Annotated in this window: 19 protein-coding genes; 7 read left to right on the forward strand and 12 right to left on the reverse strand. The window is 71.2% G+C overall.

Annotated elements, in window-relative coordinates; genetic code table 11:
• Positions 1 to 55: 55 nt before the first annotated feature.
• Complete coding sequence (locus tag ACIBW9_RS18885) at positions 56 to 829, forward strand: GNAT family N-acetyltransferase (RefSeq protein WP_398956331.1); 774 nt, start codon at positions 56 to 58, stop codon at positions 827 to 829.
• The gene (locus ACIBW9_RS18890) at positions 829 to 1,638 is read left to right on the forward strand and encodes a lysophospholipid acyltransferase family protein (RefSeq protein WP_398956333.1); all 810 of its coding nucleotides are present in this window, start codon (positions 829 to 831) and stop codon (positions 1,636 to 1,638) included. The genes ACIBW9_RS18885 and ACIBW9_RS18890 overlap by 1 nt, the downstream gene beginning before the upstream one ends.
• Positions 1,639 to 1,667: 29 nt before the next feature.
• Here ACIBW9_RS18890 and ACIBW9_RS18895 read toward each other — a convergent pair whose 3' ends face one another.
• Positions 1,668 to 2,423 (reverse strand): MBL fold metallo-hydrolase, encoded by a 756-nt coding sequence (locus tag ACIBW9_RS18895; RefSeq protein ID WP_398956335.1) that lies wholly within the window; start codon positions 2,421 to 2,423, stop codon positions 1,668 to 1,670.
• A gap of 301 nt (positions 2,424 to 2,724) precedes the next feature.
• On the opposite strand from ACIBW9_RS18895, the gene ACIBW9_RS18900 reads away from it, so the two are divergent.
• Positions 2,725 to 3,900 carry an alanine--tRNA ligase-related protein gene (locus ACIBW9_RS18900; protein WP_398956512.1) on the forward strand — a complete coding sequence of 392 codons (1,176 nt, stop codon included), beginning with the start codon at positions 2,725 to 2,727 and terminating at the stop codon, positions 3,898 to 3,900.
• 87 nt (positions 3,901 to 3,987) lie between these two features.
• On the opposite strand, the gene ACIBW9_RS18905 is transcribed toward ACIBW9_RS18900, so the two are convergent.
• Positions 3,988 to 4,587, reverse strand: a complete 600-nt coding sequence (locus ACIBW9_RS18905) for a hypothetical protein (protein WP_398956336.1) — start codon at positions 4,585 to 4,587, stop codon at positions 3,988 to 3,990.
• A gap of 12 nt (positions 4,588 to 4,599) precedes the next feature.
• Here ACIBW9_RS18905 and ACIBW9_RS18910 point away from each other — a divergent pair, with 12 nt between their 5' ends.
• Positions 4,600 to 5,118, forward strand: a complete 519-nt coding sequence (locus tag ACIBW9_RS18910; protein WP_398956338.1) for an adenylate kinase — start codon at positions 4,600 to 4,602, stop codon at positions 5,116 to 5,118.
• Positions 5,119 to 5,145: 27 nt separating this feature from the next.
• Here ACIBW9_RS18910 and ACIBW9_RS18915 read toward each other — a convergent pair whose 3' ends face one another.
• Positions 5,146 to 7,488, reverse strand: coding sequence for an ATP-binding cassette domain-containing protein (locus ACIBW9_RS18915; RefSeq protein ID WP_398956341.1), 2,343 nt, complete (start codon positions 7,486 to 7,488; stop codon positions 5,146 to 5,148).
• Between the two features lie 90 nt (positions 7,489 to 7,578).
• Complete coding sequence (locus ACIBW9_RS18920; protein ID WP_398956514.1) at positions 7,579 to 8,184, reverse strand: NADPH-dependent FMN reductase; 606 nt, start codon at positions 8,182 to 8,184, stop codon at positions 7,579 to 7,581.
• Positions 8,185 to 8,296: 112 nt separating this feature from the next.
• On the opposite strand from ACIBW9_RS18920, the gene ACIBW9_RS18925 reads away from it, so the two are divergent.
• Both ACIBW9_RS18925 and ACIBW9_RS18930 read left to right on the forward strand, forming a co-directional pair.
• On the forward strand, positions 8,297 to 9,133 hold the full coding sequence (locus ACIBW9_RS18925) for a helix-turn-helix domain-containing protein (protein WP_398956343.1): 837 nt from the start codon (positions 8,297 to 8,299) through the stop codon (positions 9,131 to 9,133).
• 113 nt (positions 9,134 to 9,246) lie between these two features.
• On the forward strand, positions 9,247 to 10,278 hold the full coding sequence (locus tag ACIBW9_RS18930) for an alcohol dehydrogenase (RefSeq protein WP_398956345.1): 1,032 nt from the start codon (positions 9,247 to 9,249) through the stop codon (positions 10,276 to 10,278).
• Here the strand turns inward: ACIBW9_RS18930 and ACIBW9_RS18935 are convergent.
• The 7 genes from ACIBW9_RS18935 to fxsT all read right to left on the reverse strand — a co-directional run bounded on the left by ACIBW9_RS18935 (position 10,265) and on the right by fxsT (position 15,906).
• Entirely contained in the window at positions 10,265 to 11,263 is a 999-nt protein-coding gene (locus tag ACIBW9_RS18935) for an LLM class flavin-dependent oxidoreductase (RefSeq protein ID WP_398956347.1), read from the reverse strand. The genes ACIBW9_RS18930 and ACIBW9_RS18935 overlap by 14 nt on opposite strands.
• Before the next feature lie 54 nt (positions 11,264 to 11,317).
• Positions 11,318 to 11,455, reverse strand: coding sequence for a hypothetical protein (locus ACIBW9_RS18940; protein WP_398956350.1), 138 nt, complete (start codon positions 11,453 to 11,455; stop codon positions 11,318 to 11,320).
• Positions 11,452 to 12,693, reverse strand: coding sequence for a GTP-binding protein (locus tag ACIBW9_RS18945; protein ID WP_398956352.1), 1,242 nt, complete (start codon positions 12,691 to 12,693; stop codon positions 11,452 to 11,454). The genes ACIBW9_RS18940 and ACIBW9_RS18945 overlap by 4 nt, the downstream gene beginning before the upstream one ends.
• 7 nt (positions 12,694 to 12,700) lie before the next feature.
• The gene (rpmF, locus tag ACIBW9_RS18950) at positions 12,701 to 12,871 is read right to left on the reverse strand and encodes a 50S ribosomal protein L32 (protein WP_115910778.1); all 171 of its coding nucleotides are present in this window, start codon (positions 12,869 to 12,871) and stop codon (positions 12,701 to 12,703) included.
• 77 nt (positions 12,872 to 12,948) lie between these two features.
• Positions 12,949 to 13,371, reverse strand: a complete 423-nt coding sequence (locus ACIBW9_RS18955; protein ID WP_398956354.1) for a (2Fe-2S) ferredoxin domain-containing protein — start codon at positions 13,369 to 13,371, stop codon at positions 12,949 to 12,951.
• Between the two features lie 208 nt (positions 13,372 to 13,579).
• The gene (locus ACIBW9_RS18960) at positions 13,580 to 13,810 is read right to left on the reverse strand and encodes a hypothetical protein (RefSeq protein WP_398956356.1); all 231 of its coding nucleotides are present in this window, start codon (positions 13,808 to 13,810) and stop codon (positions 13,580 to 13,582) included.
• 77 nt (positions 13,811 to 13,887) lie between these two features.
• Entirely contained in the window at positions 13,888 to 15,906 is a 2,019-nt protein-coding gene (fxsT, locus tag ACIBW9_RS18965) for an FxSxx-COOH system tetratricopeptide repeat protein (RefSeq protein ID WP_398956358.1), read from the reverse strand.
• A gap of 121 nt (positions 15,907 to 16,027) precedes the next feature.
• Here fxsT and ACIBW9_RS18970 point away from each other — a divergent pair, with 121 nt between their 5' ends.
• The gene (locus tag ACIBW9_RS18970; RefSeq protein WP_398956360.1) at positions 16,028 to 16,873 is read left to right on the forward strand and encodes an alpha/beta fold hydrolase; all 846 of its coding nucleotides are present in this window, start codon (positions 16,028 to 16,030) and stop codon (positions 16,871 to 16,873) included.
• Between the two features lie 18 nt (positions 16,874 to 16,891).
• Here the strand turns inward: ACIBW9_RS18970 and ACIBW9_RS18975 are convergent, their stop codons facing one another.
• The gene (locus tag ACIBW9_RS18975) at positions 16,892 to 17,464 is read right to left on the reverse strand and encodes a CGNR zinc finger domain-containing protein (protein ID WP_398956362.1); all 573 of its coding nucleotides are present in this window, start codon (positions 17,462 to 17,464) and stop codon (positions 16,892 to 16,894) included.
• Between the last annotated feature and the right edge of the window lie 66 nt (positions 17,465 to 17,530).

Consider the following 17,530-nt stretch of genomic DNA (forward strand, 5'->3'; position numbering starts at 1 on the left):
GCGCCAACGGTCTGCTCACGCTCCGCCGTCCCCGGCAGCCGACCTGGAGAGAGCCATGACCGGCGTCACCACTCTGGACCGTCCCCCGAAGCCCGCCGCACCCGCCCGCTACACCGTGTCCCTCGCCCGCGACGAGGCCGACGTACGTGCCGCGCAGCGGCTGCGCTACGAGGTCTTCGCCGGCGAGATGGGGGCCCTGCTGGCCACCCCGCAGCCCGGCCACGACATCGACGCCTTCGACGCGTACTGCGACCACCTGCTGGTACGGGAGGAGACGACCGGACAGGTCGTCGGCACCTACCGGCTGCTGCCGCCGGAGCGCGCCGCGGTCGCCGGACGCCTGTACTCCGAGGGCGAGTTCGACCTGACCGCGCTCGACGGGATCCGCCCCGGCCTGGTCGAGGTCGGCCGCTCCTGCGTCCACCCCGACCACCGCGACGGCGCCGTCATCAGCCTCATCTGGGCAGGCATCGCCCGCTACATGGTGGACCGCGGCCACGAGTGGCTGGCCGGCTGCTGCTCCGTCCCCCTCGCCGACGGCGGCGCGCTCGCCTCCGCCACCTGGGAGAAGGCGCGGGGCAAGTACCTGGCCCCGGAGGAGTACCGGGTACGGCCGCTGCTGCCCTGGGTCCCGGACACCGCGACCCCGGCCGCCGCCTCCGCCGAACTCCCGGCCCTGCTGCGCGGCTACCTGCGCCTCGGCGCCTGGGTGTGCGGCCAGCCCGCCCACGACCCGGACTTCGGGGTCGCCGACCTGTATGTCCTGCTGTCGATGCGCCGGGTCAACTCGCGCTATCTGCGGCACTTTCTCTCCCTCATGCCGGCCTGATGAGCGTCTGGCAGCCCAGCGCGCCCTGCACCCCCGGGGCGTGCATAGAGGCGAGGGGGTCCGCCACGGCCGTACCGCGAGCCGTGCTGCGGATGGCGGCAGTCGTGGCCCTGGTGCTCGCCGGGGTCGTGCTGTCGCCGCTCGGCGGGAGGATCCCCGCCGAGCTGGTGAAGCGGTGGTGCCGGTGGATCGTGCGGGCCGCAGGGGTCCAGGTCCGTGTCACCGGCACCGCCGCGCCCACCGGAGGACTGCTCCTGGTCGCCAACCACATCTCCTGGCTGGACATCCCGCTGCTCGCCGCCGTCCGCCCGGCCCGCATGCTCGCCAAGTCCGACATCAGGGACTGGCCCGTGGCCGGCCGGCTGACGGCGCGGAGCGGCGCGCTGTTCATCGACCGCAACCGGCTGCGCGCCCTGCCGGAAACCGTCGCCCGCATCGCGGACGCGCTGCGCGACGGACAGGCCGTCGGGGTCTTCCCCGAGGGCAGCACCTGGTGCGGACGCGCCCAGGGCACCTTCCGCCGCGCCGTCTTCCAGGCCGCCCTCGACGCGGACGTCCCCGTACAGCCGGTACGTCTGCGCTACCGGATCGCCGGGGGTACGGCCAGCACGGCGCCCGCCTTCATCGGCGACGACTCGCTGCTGGCGTCGGTCTGGCGGGTGGTGTCGGCGCGAGGCCTGGTGGCCGAGGTCGACGTACGGGACGCCCTCGCGCCCGGCAGCCACCCGGACCGCCGCTCCCTGGCCCGCGCGGCGCAGCCGGGGGCAGCGGCTCAGGCCGACTGGATCCACGCCGCGTTGGTGGCGTAGGTGCCCCGGCCCGTCCCGCGGCGCCCGGATCAGTCGGACGCCCCGGTGACCCCGATGACGAGATCCGGGGTGGCGACGTCGGCCGCCTGCTCGAAGTGCTCCGCGGCCGCCTCCCGTGCGGCCTTCGCATCCGTGCCCGGCCACAGGTGGGTGAGCAGCAGCCGGGCGGCGCCCGCCTGGCGGGCGTACTGTCCGGCCAGGCGTGCGGTCAGCAGGTAGGGTGCATCGGCGGCTGGCACCTCGTGGACGTAGGTGGCCTCCGACAGGAACAGGTCGGCGCCCTCCGCGAGGCGCACGACGGCGGCGCTCGGACCGGTGTCGCCGGTGTAGGCGAGCACACCGCCCGGGGTGCTGAGCCGGATGCCGGCATTGGGCACGAAGTGCGGCAGCAGCCAGGTGTCGGCGGTGAACGGGCCCACGGCGAAACGGTCGCCGGGGGTGAACTCGTGCAGTCGGTACGCCGACGCGAGCATGCGCGGCTTGTCGAGGGCCAGCACCGCGTCGAGGGCCCCGTGCGGGGCGTACACGGGCAGGGGCGGCGGAGGGTCCTCGCTCAGCCCGCGGGCCCGGAGCAGGGGGTTGAGGTCGGCGCAGTGGTCGGGGTGCCCATGGCTGACCAGCACGGCGTCGACCGCATCGACGGTGTGGTGGTGCAGCAGGCGGGGCAGGGTGGCGTAGCCGGGATCGACCAGCAGGCGGAACCCCTCGTGCTCGACGAGATAGCCGCTGCACGCCTGCAAGGCCGTGGGCCAGGCGCCGCAGCCGCCGAGAACTGTCAGTCGCATGACATACGACCCTAACGCCCTGCCCCGAAGGCAAAACCCGGCGACGGACCCGGCGCCCCCTGTTAGCGTTGCATGCATGAAGGTCAGGACCTGTTGCAGCCACACCGCGGCCGCGCGAGCGACGAACTCGCCGGCTGCCGACGCCTGACCCTCCACCTTTCCCCGGCGGCCGGAAACGGATCGCCGGGATGTGGCTCACCCGCCCTCGCCGGCCTGCGGTCTCGCAGGTGTTGCTCCCGCGGTTCGTTCCGGTCGCACGACCCGAAGGAACACCGTCATGAGCAGGCACATGAACACCCGGATGAGCACCGACGAGACCGTGCGGACGTTCACCGACTTCTACCGTCAGCGCGGGCACCGGCCCATCACCGGCAGCTCCCTCCTGCCGCCGCCCTCGGACTCGGTGCTGTTCACCACCTCCGGCATGCACCCCCTCACGCCCTACCTCCAGGGCCGCCCGCATCCCCAGGGGCGGCGCCTGACCAACGTCCAGCGCTGCCTGCGCACCACCGACCTCGACGAGGTCGGCGACTCCACCCATCTGACGGTCTTCGAGATGCTCGGCTCGTGGTCGCTCGGCGACTACGGCCACTCACAGAGTCTGCGCTGGGGATACGAGCTGCTGCGCGACGGATTCGGCATCCCGCCGGAGCGGCTGCACGTCACGGTGTTCGGCGGCGACGGCCAGGTCGGCCCCGACACCGAATCGCTGCGCACCTGGCAGGATTTGGGGCTGCCCGTGGAGCCGACCGAGGACGAGAACTGGTGGTCCAACGGGCCCGTGGGCCCCTGCGGCCCCGACTCGGAGATCTTCTTCTGGACCGGCGGCCCCGGCACCCCACCCCAGGGCACCCCCACCACCGACCCCCGCTGGGTGGAGATCTGGAACCACGTGAACATGCGCTACCGCCGCCACGAGGACGGCAGTCTCGAACCCCTGCCGCGGCCGGGCATCGACACGGGCATGGGCCTGGAACGGCTGGTGACCGTCCTGCAGGGGCAGCGTTCCGTCTACGACACCGACGTGTTCGAACCGTGGATGCGACTCCTTCCGCCGCTGTGGGACCTGGACGAACGGCCCATGCGCCTCGTCTGCGACCACCTGCGTTCGAGCATCGTCGTCATCGGCGACGGCGTACGCCCGTCCAACACCGGCCGCGGCTATGTACTACGCCGCCTGATCCGCCGCCTGCTCACCACACTCCGGCGCGACGGCCGCTCACGCACCCTGACCGACCTCCCCCTGGAACTCATCGGCCACACGCTGGACCACTTCCGTCAGTCCTACGATCCCGGCACGGTCCGCGAGCTGCTCCTGGAGGAGGAACTGCGCTTCACCAAGCTCCTCGAACGAGGTCAACGGGTGCTTTCCCGCCCGGAGTTCAAGGGCCCACTGAGCGAGGACGACTACCGCTACCTCCACGACACCCACGGCCTGCCCCGCGACCTGGTCGCCGGCCTGCTCACGACCGACTGACGCGCGTCACCGCCCCGGCCGGCCCGGTGGATGCGCCGGCGCGGATGGCGGTACCGCGGGTCGCGTCCGGCAAGTGGTGCGTCTTTGTCAGCTGTCCTCGGGATCGAGGTCGAACGTGAAATAGATGCTCAGGCAGTAGGGCTCCTCCTCGTCGTGGAAGAAGTCCCACGACACGTCCACCAGGTGGATGCTTTGATCCCGCACCCACTCGTGGGCTTTCTTGAAGGCCTCCGCGGCAGTTGTGGCGGGGAAGAGCTTCCTCGCCATGGGATGCACCCCGCTCTCAGCGTCCGAGTCGTCGAAACCCGGTGGAACATCAAGGCAGAAGTTGGGATCCAGCACCATGGAGTGCGCCCTTTCCGGTCGATTCACCGCTACGGGTCGACAGAGGCCGGGCCTCTGAGTACGACGGCCAGTAAGACCGCCGCACACGAGGAAGAGTTGCTTCAGCCGACCGGTCAACGAGCTCACCGCGCAGCTGGAGCGCCGCCGAAGGCGAACTCGTTGCCGTCCGGTGGCCGGGACGGTGTTCGATGTAGACGTACAGGTGTTGCGCGAGTTCCCAGACGGCTTCCGTGTCGTTGGGAAGAAGGCCGGCACGGTGCCGAGCAGGCGCTCGTACCAGTTCAGCGCCACCGCGTAGAGACAGGTCCGGTCCGCCGAGCGGTCGGCGTCGAGCGCCGCCATATGCTTCGCGGTATGGAGCGGATCTTGGTGGTGGGTGTCACAGGCGCGGGCAAGTCCACGCTGGCGCGGGCCGTGAGCGAGCGGCTGGACGTGCCGTATCACGAGATGGACGCGCTGTACTTCACAGGACCCGACTGGGCAGTCAACGACAAGCTGGGCGAGGCGGTGTCCCGGGTTCTGGCCGAGTCCCGCTGGATCATCGACTCCATCGGCTATCCGGAGGTCCGTGACCTGCTCTGGGAGCAGGCCGACACCGTGCTGTGGCTGGACTACGGCAAGCGGGTCGTGCTGCCGCGCGTGCTGCGCCGCTCACTCCGGCGCTCGCTCACCCGCGAGCGCATCTTCGGCGGCAACAGGGAAACCTGGGCGGGCTGGCTCAGCAAAGAGCACCCCGTGTGGTGGGCCTGGTCGCAGCACGCGGGCCGCCGCAGCGAGATCGCACGGCGCACGAGCGATCCCCGCTTCGCGCCCCTCCACACCGTCCGCTTCCCGCATCCCGACGACACCGCCGCCTGGCTGGCATCCCTGTGATGCCGGAGGCAGCTTCGGCGCCTGGGCTCACGCCTGCCGCGGTGGCAGCACCCGTCCCAGATACGGTGCCGTAGCGCTCCCCGCGACGCCAGCCACCTCCGTCGGCGTCCCTGCCGCGACGATCCGCCCGCCCGCGTCCCCGCCGCCCGGCCCCAGGTCGATCACCCAGTCCGCGCCGGCCACGACCGACATGTCGTGCTCGACGACGATCACCGTGTGACCGGCGTCGACGAGACCGTGCAGCTGCCGCATCAGGACCTCTACGTCCGCCGGGTGCAGACCGGTGGTCGGCTCGTCGAGGAGGTAGAGGGTGTGGCCGCGGCGGCCGCGCTGCAACTCACCGGCCAGCTTGATGCGCTGGGCCTCGCCGCCGGAGAGCTCGGTCGCGGGCTGGCCCAGGCGCAGATAGCCGAGGCCCACGTCGAGCAGGGTGGCGAGACTGCGCGCCACCGCCGGGGTGTCCGCGAAGAACTCCGCCGCGCTCTCCACCGTCAGGTCCAGCACCTGCGCGATGTTCCGGCCCCGGTAGGTCACTTGCAGCGTCTCGGGGTTGTAGCGGTCCCCGCCGCAGTCCGGACACGGCGCATAGGTGCTCGGCAGGAACAGCAGCTCGACGCTGACGAACCCCTCGCCCTGGCAGGTCTCGCAGCGCCCACCGGCGACGTTGAAGGAGAAGCGGCCGACGCCGTAACCGCGGGCCTGCGCCTCCTCGGTGGCCGCGAACACCTTGCGTACGACGTCGAAGAGGCCCGTGTAGGTGGCGAGGTTGGAGCGCGGGGTGCGGCCGATGGGCTTCTGGTCGACGGAGACCAGACGTCGCACGCCGGTCAGGTCCTCGGTGATCTCACCGATGAGCGTCGACTTGCCGGACCCGGACACGCCCGTGATGGCGGTGAACACGCCGAGCGGGAACTCGGCCGTCACCCCGCGCAGGTTGTGCCGGGTGATGGGCCCGACCTTCAACTGGCCGCGGGCCGTGCGCACTTGGCGTACGGCGGAGGGGGAGCGGTCGAAGAGGAAGCGGGCCGTCGCGGACTGCGGGACCGAGGCCAGGTCCGCCACCGGCCCGCTGTACAGCACCTCTCCGCCGTGCTCGCCGGCGAGCGGGCCGACGTCCACCAGCCAGTTGGCGCCGCGCATGACATCGAGATGGTGCTCCACCACGAACACCGAGTTGCCGGACGACTTCAGCCGCTCCAGGACCGTGAGCAGGGCCTCCGTGTCCGCCGGGTGCAGGCCGGCGGACGGCTCGTCGAGGACGTAGACGACACCGAACAGCCCGGAGCGCAGCTGCGTGGCCAGGCGCAGCCGTTGCAGCTCGCCCGCCGAGAGGGTGGGGGTGGAGCGGTCCAGGCTGAGGTAGCCGAGGCCGAGTTCGAGGACCGGCGCGATACGGGAGGTGAGGTCCTCGGTGAGGACGCGGGCGGTCTCGTCGCCCGCCACCAGACAGCCCGCGAGGTCGGTCAGCGGCAGCGCGGCCAGCTCCGCGATCGTACGGCCGGCGAAGGTCACCGCCAGCGCCTCAGGGCGCAGCCTGCTGCCGCCGCACGCCGGGCAGGGCGCACTGGTCAGGAAGCGTTCGGCCTTGGCCCGCAGCGTGGCGCTCTTGGAGTCGGAGAAGGTCTTCATGACGTAGCGGCGGGCGCTCATGTACGTGCCCTGGTAGGGCCGTTGGATGCGGTCCGCGTCCCGTACCGGGTGCACGGTGACGACCGGCTGCTCGTCGGTGAAGAGGATCCATTCCCTCTGGTCGGCGGCGAGTTCACGCCACGGGCGGTCCACGTCGTGGCCGAGCGCGTCGAGGATGTCACGGAGGTTCTTGCCCTGCCAGGCGCCCGGCCAGGCGGCGATCGCGCCCTCGCGGATCGACAGCGACGGGTCGGGGACCAGCAACTCCTCGGTCGTACGGTGGACCCGGCCCAGGCCGTGGCACTCCGGGCAGGCGCCGGCTGCCGTGTTGGGGGAGAAGGCGTCGGAGTCGAGACGCTCGGCGCCTGGCGGGTGGTCGCCGGCCCGGGAGAACAGCATCCGCAGCGAGTTCGACAGGTTGGTGACCGTGCCGACCGACGAGCGGGACGTCGGAGCCGAGCGCCGCTGCTGCAGGGAGACCGCGGGCGGCAGTCCCGTGATCTCGCCGACCTTCGGCGCGCCGACCTGGTGGATCAGACGGCGCGCGTACGGGGCGACGGACTCGAAGTAGCGGCGCTGGGCCTCGGCGTAGATGGTGCCGAAGGCGAGCGAGGACTTCCCCGACCCGGAGACCCCTGTGAACACGGTCAACACGTCCCGCGGGATGTCGACGTCCACGCCCTTGAGGTTGTGCTCGCGGGCGCCGCGGACGCGGACGTAGGGGTCGTGTGGGTCGTGCATGAACGAGAACTCCGTACGGGTCTTCGGCTGCGGCGGGACAAACGCCGCGATTCTAAGCCGTCGGGGTTGCCTGTGCGGCGTCGTCCCAGGTCATGCCGGGTAGGGCGCGGCCTCGCGGGCCGAGCGCAGTGCACCGGCCCACCAGGCCAGCTGCTCCAGCAGCGTCTTGGCGTACCCGGCGGCGCCGGGGTCGAGGGGACGGCCGTCCTGCCAGGCGGTGAAGTAGTTCGGGAAGGCGAGACCGTCGCGGATCGTCACCGCGTGCAGCTCGGTCAGCACGTTCTCCAGGTGCAGCACGGCATGCCGGCCGCCTGCCGCGCCGCCGTAGCTGACGAAGGCGACGGGCTTGGCCGTCCACTGGGTGAAGTGCCAGTCGATCGCCGCCTTCAGCGAGGCGGGATAGCTGTGGTTGTACTCCGGTGTGACCACGACGAACGCGTCGGCGCCCTGCAGGGCCGACGTCAGCGCCGCCATCCCGGCCGGACGGGGGTAGGCGTCCCCCGCGTACTTCGGCGACACGGCGGGCAGCGCCAACGGGACGTCGATCTCGGCCAGGTCGACGACCTCCACGTCGAAACCGCCGTGAGCGACCGCCTGTTCGGCCACCCACGAGGCCACCACCGGGCCGAACCGTCCGTCCCGGACGCTTCCGATGATGATCACCAGTTGGTGCCTGCTCTGCTCGTTGTTGTCCATGCCCACCACGATCACGCCGCGCCCTGACGTCAGCCAGACCGTGCGCAGGCTGGCCCCCACAGGGCCAGGCTGAGCCCTCCGCGACCGGCGCACGGCGACCTATGCTCGTCCCATGGGGACACCGTTGGGGGACTTCGTCCGGGCCAAGCGCGACAGCATCCAGCCCGAATCGCTGGGACTGCCCCATCACGGCCGCCGCCGCTCACCGGGTCTGCGGCGGCTGGATCTCGCCGCGCGGGCCGGCATCAGCGTCGAGTACCTCACCCGTCTGGAGCAGGGACGGGACCGCAACCCGTCGGTGGCGGTGGTCAACGCGCTCGCCGATGCGCTCAGCCTCGATGCGGCCGAGCGCAACCATCTGCGCTACCTCGCGAAGATCACCGGCGGCGAATGTGTCGCGCACACCCAGCCCGCGCCTCCCCGCCGCGATGTTCGTCCCACGGTCCTGGAGACCCTCCGCCTCCTCGAACCGGGCATCGCCATGGTCACCAACCGGCTGGGCGACGTCCTCGCCCACACCAGCGGCTACGCGTCGGTGATGAGCGACACCGGACTGCTCGACGCGGACACCCCGAACCTCACCCGCTACGTCTTCACCGACCCGCGCGCCCGGACGTTCTTCGCCGACTGGGACGACATCGCCGACCAGCAGGCCTTCGACCTGTGGCTGGCACCGTCGGCCGAGAGTTCCGAGTGGTTCAGCACGGAACTCGCCCCCGTCGCCGGCCCCGACTTCACACGCCGTCTGCACCGTCATGTGGTGCCGCAGCGCGGGGACCTCCGCCTCGACCACCCGTCCGGGTACGAGCTCCGACTGACCCGCGAGGTGCTCGAACTCCCTTCGGACGCCCAGCAGTTGGTCGTCCTCCTGCCCGCGGACGAACAGACGGCCCAGGCCGTCGAGCAACTCCGCCGCCGACCCCGCGGGGGGCTGCGGGCCATTTCGTGAGGCCGGGTCGTCGTCCTTGATCGGTTCGTCTGTTTCGCGCGCGGGATCGGCTTCGAGCTGATGTGCTGGACCCCGGGGCTTTCGCCCCGTTCCTGCCCACCCCGGAGGGACAGATGAGCACTACCTATCGAGTCGCGCAGGCGATCGAGGCCGGCGGCCCGTTCCAGATCGTCGAGCGCGAGGTGCCGCAGCCGGGCCCGGGTCATGTACGGGTGGCGGTGGAGGCCTGCGGGGTCTGCCACAGCGACACCCTGTTCGTGAACGGCGGCGTGCCGGGCATCAGTTTCCCCGTGGTCCCCGGACACGAGATCGCCGGACGGATCGAAGCGCTCGGCGAGGGCGCCGCTGAACAGGGCTGGCAGGCGGGCGACCGGGTGACGGTCGGCTGGTTCGGCGGCAGCTGCGGCCACTGCACGCCCTGCCGGCAGGGCGACTTCGTCGTCTGCGTGAACCTCAAGGTGCCCGGCTGGGCGTATGACGGCGGCTTCGCCGAGATGCTGATCGCCCCGGTCGACGCCCTGGCCCGGATCCCGGACGCCCTGTCCGCGACCGACGCCGGGCCCATGGCCTGCGCGGGCGTGACCACCTACAACGGGCTGCGGCGCAGCTCCGCCCGGCCGGGCGATCTGGTCGCCGTGCTCGGCCTGGGCGGCCTGGGGCACCTGGGCGTGCAGTACGCGGCGGCGATGGGCTTCGAGACCGTGGCGATCGCCCGCGGTGCCGAGAAGGCCGACTTCGCCAAGCAGCTCGGCGCCCACCACTACGTCGACAGCACGGCGGCCACCCCCGTCGCGGAGGCGCTGCAGTCCCTCGGCGGCGCCAGGGTGGTGCTGGCCACGGCGGGCAATTCCCAGGCCATCACGGCCACCGTGGACGGCCTGGCACCCCGCGGCGAACTCGTCGCCATCGGGGCGGACCCCGAACCCCTGGGCATCAGCCCGGTCCAGCTGCTCATGAGCGGCAGGATCATCCGGGGCCACCCGTCCGGCACCGCACAGGACGTGCAGGACACCATGGCCTTCAGCGCCCTGCACGGCATCCGCCCGATGACCGAGACCCTGCCCCTGGTCCAGGCCGGCGAGGCCTACCGGAAGATGCTCTCCGGCACCGCCCGCTTCCGGATGGTGATCACTACCGGGAGGTGATCCGGGCGAGGCGCCGGTAGGAGTCGACCAGCGCCGCACGGTCGTACGTACTGGTCGTGACCAGCACCTCCTGCGCGCCGGTCTCCTTCAGCACCGTCTCCAGCTCGTGCGCGACCTGCTCCTCGGTGCCCGCGAGGTGGCCGGCGAGCCCGGACTCGTAGAACCCGCGTTCCTTCTCGGTCATGGCCAGCCCCTCGACGCGCTCGGCCGGGGGCAGCGGCGGGAAGGTGCCGTGTGTGCGGGAGTACGCCATCGACCACGCCTCCGGGACCAGCAGCCGCCGAGCCTCCTCGGGAGTGGCGGCCACGGCGACCGTGCCCGAGATGACCACGTACGGTTCGCTCGCCCACGGGGAGGGCCGGAAGTGGGCGCGGTAGTGGTCGATGCCGCGCTGCATCTTCTCGCGGCCTCGCAGGTCGCCGATGACCATCGGCAGGCCCGCGCGGGCGGCGACCGCGGCGCCCTCGCCCATGGCCAGCACGAACGGCGGCACGGTCAGACCCTCCGCGGGACGCGCGTGCACACCCGTCGGGGACGTCCCGCGGAACCAGCCGAGCAGCTCCTCCAGCTGCGCCCCGAAGTCCTCGGCGTCGCCTTTGTCCCGCCCCAGCGCCTTGCGCACCCCACCCGTGAAGCCGACCGACCGCCCCAGCCCCATGTCGATCCGCCCGGGGAACAGCGACTCCAGCACCCCGAACTGCTCGGCCACGACCAGGGGTTGATGGTTGGGCAGCATCACACCGCCCGTGCCGACCCGGATCCTGCGCGTGGCTCCCGCGACGGCGGCGGCCAGCACGGTGGGCGCGGAACCGGCCACGCCCGGCACCCCGTGATGCTCGGACACCCAGAACCGGTGATAGCCGAGCTCCTCCAGCTCCTGGGCCAGCCGCACGGTGTCGCGCAACGCTTCCGCGTCCGTGTGCCCCTCGCGGATGCGGGAGCGGTCGAGGACGGAGAAGCGGGTGGCGGCGATCAGGGAACTCACACGGATGTCAACGCGTGACGGGCCACGGCATTCCCGCCCACCTGCGGCTGCCGGTCACAGGAGGTCCTGGTGATCCTCCGGTGCCTTCTCCAGCTGCTTCACCTCGTCCGGGGTGGGCTCGGCCGCCAGGAGCTTCTCGGCGCGCTTCGTCACGGTGGCGGGCGCGCCCACGGTGGCGTGCCGCGCTGTCACACCGCTTGCACTTGAGCATCCTCACGAGTTCGGACCGTGTCCAGGAGGTCGACAGGAGTCGGCGCATGGCCGGTTTGCTGCTCGGGCGCGCAGAAGTCGTCGCTGCCGTACGTGTCCCAGGCGGGGAACGGGTCGACGTCCGGGGGGCGTTCACCGGGCCGCATGAGGCAGTTCGTCAAGGCGGTTTGAATCCTGTCGGCATTCAACTGGACGCCGATCAGGACAAGTTCCTGCGCAAACGGCGCTTCGGGGTCCCGCACGGCCGACGGCTCGAAGCGGGCCACGGAACCGGCCTGCGACCACAGCCCCGTCACCTGCGAGCGGCCCGCCAGGGTGAAGAAGCCCTTCGAACGCAGCACCCGGCCGAATGCGCCGCCGTCCAGCTCCTCGGTGACGAAGGTCCACAACCGGCCCGGATGGAAGGGGAGCTCGGAGCGGAAGACGGTCGACGAGATGCCGTATTCCTCCGTCTCCGGCACATGGTCGCCGTTGAGCTCCCGCACCCAGCCCGGCGCCTGCTGGGCGCGTTCGAGGTCGAACAGACGGGTGCCGAGGACCTGGCGGAGGTCCACGCGTCCGTGGGTGGCCGCGACGATGCGGGCGAGGGGGTTGAGGCGGGCGAGCGTCGCCCGCAGCCCGTCGGCGGCGCGGGAGTCGACCAGGTCCAGCTTGTTGAGGACGATGACGTCCGCGAACTCGACCTGGTCGACGAGGAGATCGCTGACGGTGCGCTCGTCGTCCTCGTACGGGGCGAGGCCGCGCTCGGCGAGTTCGTCGCCGCCCGCCAGCTCCGGCAGGAAGTTCGCCGCGTCCACGACCGTGACCATGGTGTCCAGCTCGGCGACATCCCCGAGAGTGGCGCCGTCGTCGCGGGCGAAGGCGAAGGTGGCCGCGACCGGCATCGGCTCGGAGATCCCGGACGACTCGATCAGGAGGTGGTCGAAGCGTCCCTCGCGGGCCAGCCGGTCCACCTCCTCCAGCAGGTCGTCGCGCAGGGTGCAGCAGATGCAGCCGTTCGTCATCTCGACGAGACGTTCCTCGGTCCGCGACAGCGCGGCCTCACCGCCGCGCACCAACGCGGCGTCGATGTTGACCTCGCTCATGTCGTTGACGATCACGGCCACCCGCAGGCCCTCGCGATTGGCGAGAACGTGGTTGAGGAGCGTGGTCTTGCCCGCCCCCAGGAAGCCGGACAGAACGGTGACGGGCAGACGGGCATGCGGCTTGTCGTACGGCATCGCGGGCTCAGCCTTCGGGGCGCAGCAGCCCGCGCTCGTACGCCTTGACCAGGTGCTGCGGTACGAGGTGGCGCACGCCGTCGAGGGTGAGCGGTACCAGCTGTGGGGTGGTCGCCTTCCACTGGGCGCGGCGGTGACGGGTGTTGCTGCGGGACATCTTCCGCTTGGGGACAGCCATGGGAAACCTCCTCGGTGGGCAAGCACCGAGGACGCTACATGAAAATGGATCCCATTAACAATTGGATGGTCGGTGGCTCACCGGCGGCTGCGCACGCGTGCGTCCCGAGGCGGCTGGATGAACTGCAGCTCCAGCGTCACGGGCGGTTCGGCGACCCCCGGACCTCCCGCCGCCGCCCAGCCGATGAGCTCCTCGGTGCAGTCGTCGTCCATGGCGAATCCGACCCAGGTGGCCCGCCCACCGGCCCGGCGCCCCGCCGCCGAGGGCTGCACGACGATGACGTTCGCCTGGTCACAGGGGCCGAGACAGTCGGTCGTACGGACCTGGAAGCCATGCTCGGCAGCCGCGGCGCGCAGCCGCTCGAGCTGCCAGGCGTGGTCGGCGCCGGGGTGCTTGCGCGGGTCGCCGCAGCAGCAGCCCCGGCAGACGACGAGGGTGCAGGGGCGCTGCTGGGCGGCGCCGATCAACGTGCGGCGGGGAGAGGGAAAGGCGGATGGCATGGGAGAAGCATGATCCATCCGCCCTGCGTCCCGCCGCACCGGGGCGATCGGATCAGAACGGCACCGATGTTCGCGCCGCTCTGCGCCATCAGGAACTGCGGCGGCAGCGAACCGCTGGCCGCGCGCGGGGCCGGGTCCGCGCTGAAGCCCGAAGGTTGCCCGCCGCCGGCGGCAGCGTCGCGGAGCCGGAGCGAGTGGACTGGTCGCGTCAGTCGCCGGCGTGGTCGCGGTTGTTGCAGGCGTCGTCCACCGCCTGGTCGGTTCCGGTTGCGAACACGGGGACGAGGGCGAGTGCCTCCTTGCAGAGGCCGGTGGCGAGGGGGCTTCGGTGGCTGACGGTCATGTGGCCGCGGGGGTTGTCGTCGTCGGCGGCGTGGGCTGGGGTGGCGAGCGCAAGGCCGGTCATGGTCAGGACGGCAAGCGCGCTGAGCTTCTTCATAGCCGGGTCAACGACCTTGGATCGGCCCAGGTCACGCGGCTGTCCGAGGCCAATGCGGAGGCGCCGGGACGACGGTGTCACCGTAGCCGGTCGACCAGAGCGAAGGCGTCCTCGGTCTTGGCGTGGGTCCTGCCCAGTCGGGTCTGCAGGATCTGTGCGCCCCGGCGCGCGAAATCCACGGCGGTCGGGTCGTTCAGCGCGTGCAGGACCTGGGCCTGGAACACGAGGACGTAGCCGATGTACAGGTGGTCCGGCGCGTACACGGCCTCGCGGATCCGCAGCGCCCGTGAGATCAGCGGCAGGGCCGCCTCGTGGTTGCCGAGGTCGACGTGGACGTTCGCCAGTGCAATCAGGTCGAAGCTCACATACGGGTCGTCCGGACCGTGCGCCGCCTCGTCGATCTCCAGCGCCCGCTCGGCCAGGGGCAGCGCCGCCTCGTGTTCACCGAGAAGGCACAGCGTGCGTGCCAGCGTGGCCAGGTCCGTCGCGATGGCGGGGTCGTTCGCCGGCAGGCAGGACTCATGCAGTGCCAGCGCGCGTTCCACGAGTGGGCGTGCCCTCTCGGGCGCGTGGAGCTCCCGGTGGATCTGGGCCAGGGTGATCAGATCGAATCCGGTCTCCGCATCCCGGCCCTCCAGCGACTCGTCGATCGCGAGGGCACGCTCACACAGGCGCAGCGCCATCCGGTAGTCCCCGATCTGGATGAAAAATTCCGACGCCAGTCTCAGCAGTACCGCCGTCTCCGCAGCGCACTCGGCCGGTGGATCGTCCTTGGTCACCGTGAGGACGTGCGGGAGCAGCTCCTGCCACCGTGGCCGCGCGTCCGGGTCGCCGTGGATGTCGTGGGGCACGGACGCGACCAGCGCCCGGCACAGCTGGACCCGGGCGTCGGTGCGCACCTCCTGCGGCATGTCGGCCCGGACGGTGGCCTGCACCAGCCGGTGCACCACCAGGGACGCGTCGCCCCGCCGCGCGAGCCCCAGACCGGCCAGGGCACCCACCGTCGTGTCCCACATCAGCCGGTCGGCCGCGCCCACGTCCAGGATCGCGGCGTTGCGGGTGAACAGGTCCAGCGGGATCGGCTCCGGCGCCAGCAGGGCACACAGCCTCAGCAGCCGCACCGCCTGCGGCCGCTCCGCCTGCAGCCTTTGCACACTGAGCTGCCACAGGGCCGCGATCTTCACCGCCGACAGGTCTCCCGGCGCACGCAGCGAGACCATCTCCTCCAGCTGGGACGTCACGAGCGCCAGATAGTCGTCAGGTGGCGTCTGGTTGTAGTCCATGTGCCCGGCTGCCTGCTCCAACGCCAGCGGCAGGTCTCCCAGTTCCTCGGCGATCCGGTCCGCCACCGCCGCCGTCAGGCTGGGCACCCGATGGGTCAGCAGCCCCACCGACTCATGCCTGGCGAACACGTCCAGGTCGATGAGACCGGCCCACCTCGACCAGTTCCTCACCCTGGTGGTGACGATGACATGGCCGTTGCTCGCCAGGCCACCCGGCGGCAGCGCGTGGGCGAGCGTGTCCTGCTGCTCCCCGTTGTCGAAGATGATCAGCCAGGGCCTGCGGTCCACCAACTTGCCGTACACCCGCGGGATGACCTGGTCGAAGTCTGCTTCGGTCAGCCCCAGCTCCCCGGCCAGAGAGACGAACTGCCCTGCCACCCGATCGGGGTTCTCGGCATGTACGAACGCGACGAACCGGTACTTCTCGAGGTAGCGGTAGGCGTACTCGACCGCCAGCTGCGTCTTTCCGACCCCGCCCATCCCGTGCACGACCAGCCTCGCGACGTCGTCCGCCGAGGTGAGGCGCTGCCTCAGCTCCCGCAGCGTGGCGTCGCGGCCGGTGAAGTCGGTGTTGCGCGGCGGCAGTTGGTACGTCATGGGCGCGCGCGGACTCTCACCACGGTCGCGGCGCGGCGCCTGCCACAGACCGATCAGCGACACGGGAATCAGGAGGAGGAGCACCCACCACGGGTGGACCCGCACGAGGTCGAGCGGTCCCGGCCAATGGCTCTGCCCGGATGCCGCGTTGAAGGCGAGACTGCCGACGAAGAGCATGAGCAGACCGGACACCACACCGGCCAGCGTTCGCCACATGGCTCCCTCTTCGGTAGGACGGCTACCGGGACGATCAACAGCCCGGGTGATGTTATCCCAGGTGTCACCGACGAAACCGATCAAAGAGCCTGACGGAAAGACAGACCCCAGGAGTTGCCCCGTGAGTGACTGGCCGCTGACCAAGACCTACCGCAGCACTTCCGGTGACGTCCGCTGGGACCACCTCGGCGAGCCGGGACGAAACCCGGTCGTCCTCTGCCACGGCACCCCCTTCTCCTCGTACGTCTGGCGGGCCGTGGCCCGTTCGCTCGCGCGCCGGCACCAGGTGTTCGTGTGGGACATGCCCGGCTACGGCGCATCGCAGATGTCCGCCGGGCAGGACGTTTCCCTCGCCGCCCAGGGTCGGGTGTTCACCCAACTCCTGGCGCACTGGGGACTTGCCGAACCGCTCGTGGTCGCCCACGACTTCGGCGGTGCCGTCTCCCTGCGGGCGCATCTGCTGCACGGAGCCCGCTACCGGGCGCTCGCCCTGGTCGACCCGGTCGCGCTGGCGCCCTGGGGATCACCGTTCTTCCGGCTGGTCGGCGGGCACTGCGAGGTCTTCGAGCAACTGCCGCCCGCCCTGCACCGCGCCCTGGTACGCGAATACATCAGCTCAGCCAGCAGCCCCGGCCTGCACCCGGCCGTGCTGGACCGGCTCGCGCGGCCCTGGCTCGGGGAGGTGGGCCAGGCGGCGTTCTACCGGCAGATCGCCCAGGCGGACCAGCGCCACACCGACGAGATACAGCACCGCTACGGCGAGATCGGTATCCCTGCCCTGGTGTGCTGGGGCCAGGAGGACACCTGGATCCCCCCGGCGAAGGGCCACGAACTCACCGCCCGCATCCCGGGCGCCCGCCTCGAACCCATCACGGGCGCAGGCCACCTGGTCCAGGAGGACGCCCCCGCCGAACTCACCGCGGCCCTCGTCGACTTCCTGCAGAGCGCCCCTGACGCGTCTGACTGAGGCGTGTCCAAGGCGCGATCACTCCGCTGACCTGGGATTGCGTTGTTTGGCCTGGAAGCGCGCCTTCTTCTGGCGATTCCCGCACGTGTTCATGTCGCACCACTTCCGGGTGCGGCTTTGGCTGGTGTCGAAGAAGGCCGCTCGGCAGGTCGGTGAGGCGCACAAGGCCAATTTTCCGTCGCGTTCGCCCGCGATGATGCTGATCGCGTCGGCGGCGATCACGCCGAGGGCGTCTTCCACGGGGGAAGCCGAACTGAGCCGCCACTGCCGCTTGCCCTCGGCCGTCAGGAACGCCGCGGCCCGGCCCTGAGCGCTGCAGTCGTTGATGACCTGGACGGCGGGCGCAGGAAGTGCGTCCTGGAGTGCGGCGGCTGTCGCGACGGCGTGAATCGACTCCCTCAGTTCACGGGCGCGGTCGAGCTGGGCGGGGGTGCAGGAGTCCACTGCGAGGCCGCTCACGGTCAGCCAGTCGACGAGTCGCTGCGGGGTCGGAATGCGCTCCACGGCGTCGCCGTGACGCTCCGACAGAGTGCCGGTGAAGCTGGTCGCCAGGACGCTGCCGAGGCGGAAGTCGGGGAACCCGTCACGCATGGAACCACCTTAGCCGGTTGCGGTGCGCCTCGAAGGACTGTTAGAACCGTCTTAGCCGGTTCCGCA

Origin of the sequence: Streptomyces sp. NPDC049541 (assembly GCF_044465725.1) — a bacterium.
Lineage (GTDB): Bacteria > Actinomycetota > Actinomycetes > Streptomycetales > Streptomycetaceae > Streptomyces.

Bases quoted from the DNA above. Each gene is read 5' to 3' on its own strand.
- ACIBW9_RS18885 (WP_398956331.1), top strand. From the start codon at position 56: ATGACCGGCGTCACCACTCTGGACCGTCCCCCGAAGCCCGCCGCACCC.
- ACIBW9_RS18975 (WP_398956362.1), bottom strand. From the start codon at position 17,464: ATGCGTGACGGGTTCCCCGACTTCCGCCTCGGCAGCGTCCTGGCGACC.
- ACIBW9_RS18905 (WP_398956336.1), bottom strand. From the start codon at position 4,587: ATGGCGGCGCTCGACGCCGACCGCTCGGCGGACCGGACCTGTCTCTAC.
- ACIBW9_RS18925 (WP_398956343.1), top strand. From the start codon at position 8,297: ATGGGGACACCGTTGGGGGACTTCGTCCGGGCCAAGCGCGACAGCATC.
- ACIBW9_RS18910 (WP_398956338.1), top strand. From the start codon at position 4,600: ATGGAGCGGATCTTGGTGGTGGGTGTCACAGGCGCGGGCAAGTCCACG.
- fxsT (WP_398956358.1), bottom strand. From the start codon at position 15,906: ATGTGGCGAACGCTGGCCGGTGTGGTGTCCGGTCTGCTCATGCTCTTC.
- ACIBW9_RS18930 (WP_398956345.1), top strand. From the start codon at position 9,247: ATGAGCACTACCTATCGAGTCGCGCAGGCGATCGAGGCCGGCGGCCCG.
- rpmF (WP_115910778.1), bottom strand. From the start codon at position 12,871: ATGGCTGTCCCCAAGCGGAAGATGTCCCGCAGCAACACCCGTCACCGC.
- ACIBW9_RS18920 (WP_398956514.1), bottom strand. From the start codon at position 8,184: ATGGACAACAACGAGCAGAGCAGGCACCAACTGGTGATCATCATCGGA.
- ACIBW9_RS18890 (WP_398956333.1), top strand. From the start codon at position 829: ATGAGCGTCTGGCAGCCCAGCGCGCCCTGCACCCCCGGGGCGTGCATA.
- ACIBW9_RS18915 (WP_398956341.1), bottom strand. From the start codon at position 7,488: ATGCACGACCCACACGACCCCTACGTCCGCGTCCGCGGCGCCCGCGAG.
- ACIBW9_RS18955 (WP_398956354.1), bottom strand. From the start codon at position 13,371: ATGCCATCCGCCTTTCCCTCTCCCCGCCGCACGTTGATCGGCGCCGCC.
- ACIBW9_RS18960 (WP_398956356.1), bottom strand. From the start codon at position 13,810: ATGAAGAAGCTCAGCGCGCTTGCCGTCCTGACCATGACCGGCCTTGCG.
- ACIBW9_RS18945 (WP_398956352.1), bottom strand. From the start codon at position 12,693: ATGCCGTACGACAAGCCGCATGCCCGTCTGCCCGTCACCGTTCTGTCC.
- ACIBW9_RS18895 (WP_398956335.1), bottom strand. From the start codon at position 2,423: ATGCGACTGACAGTTCTCGGCGGCTGCGGCGCCTGGCCCACGGCCTTG.
- ACIBW9_RS18900 (WP_398956512.1), top strand. From the start codon at position 2,725: ATGAGCACCGACGAGACCGTGCGGACGTTCACCGACTTCTACCGTCAG.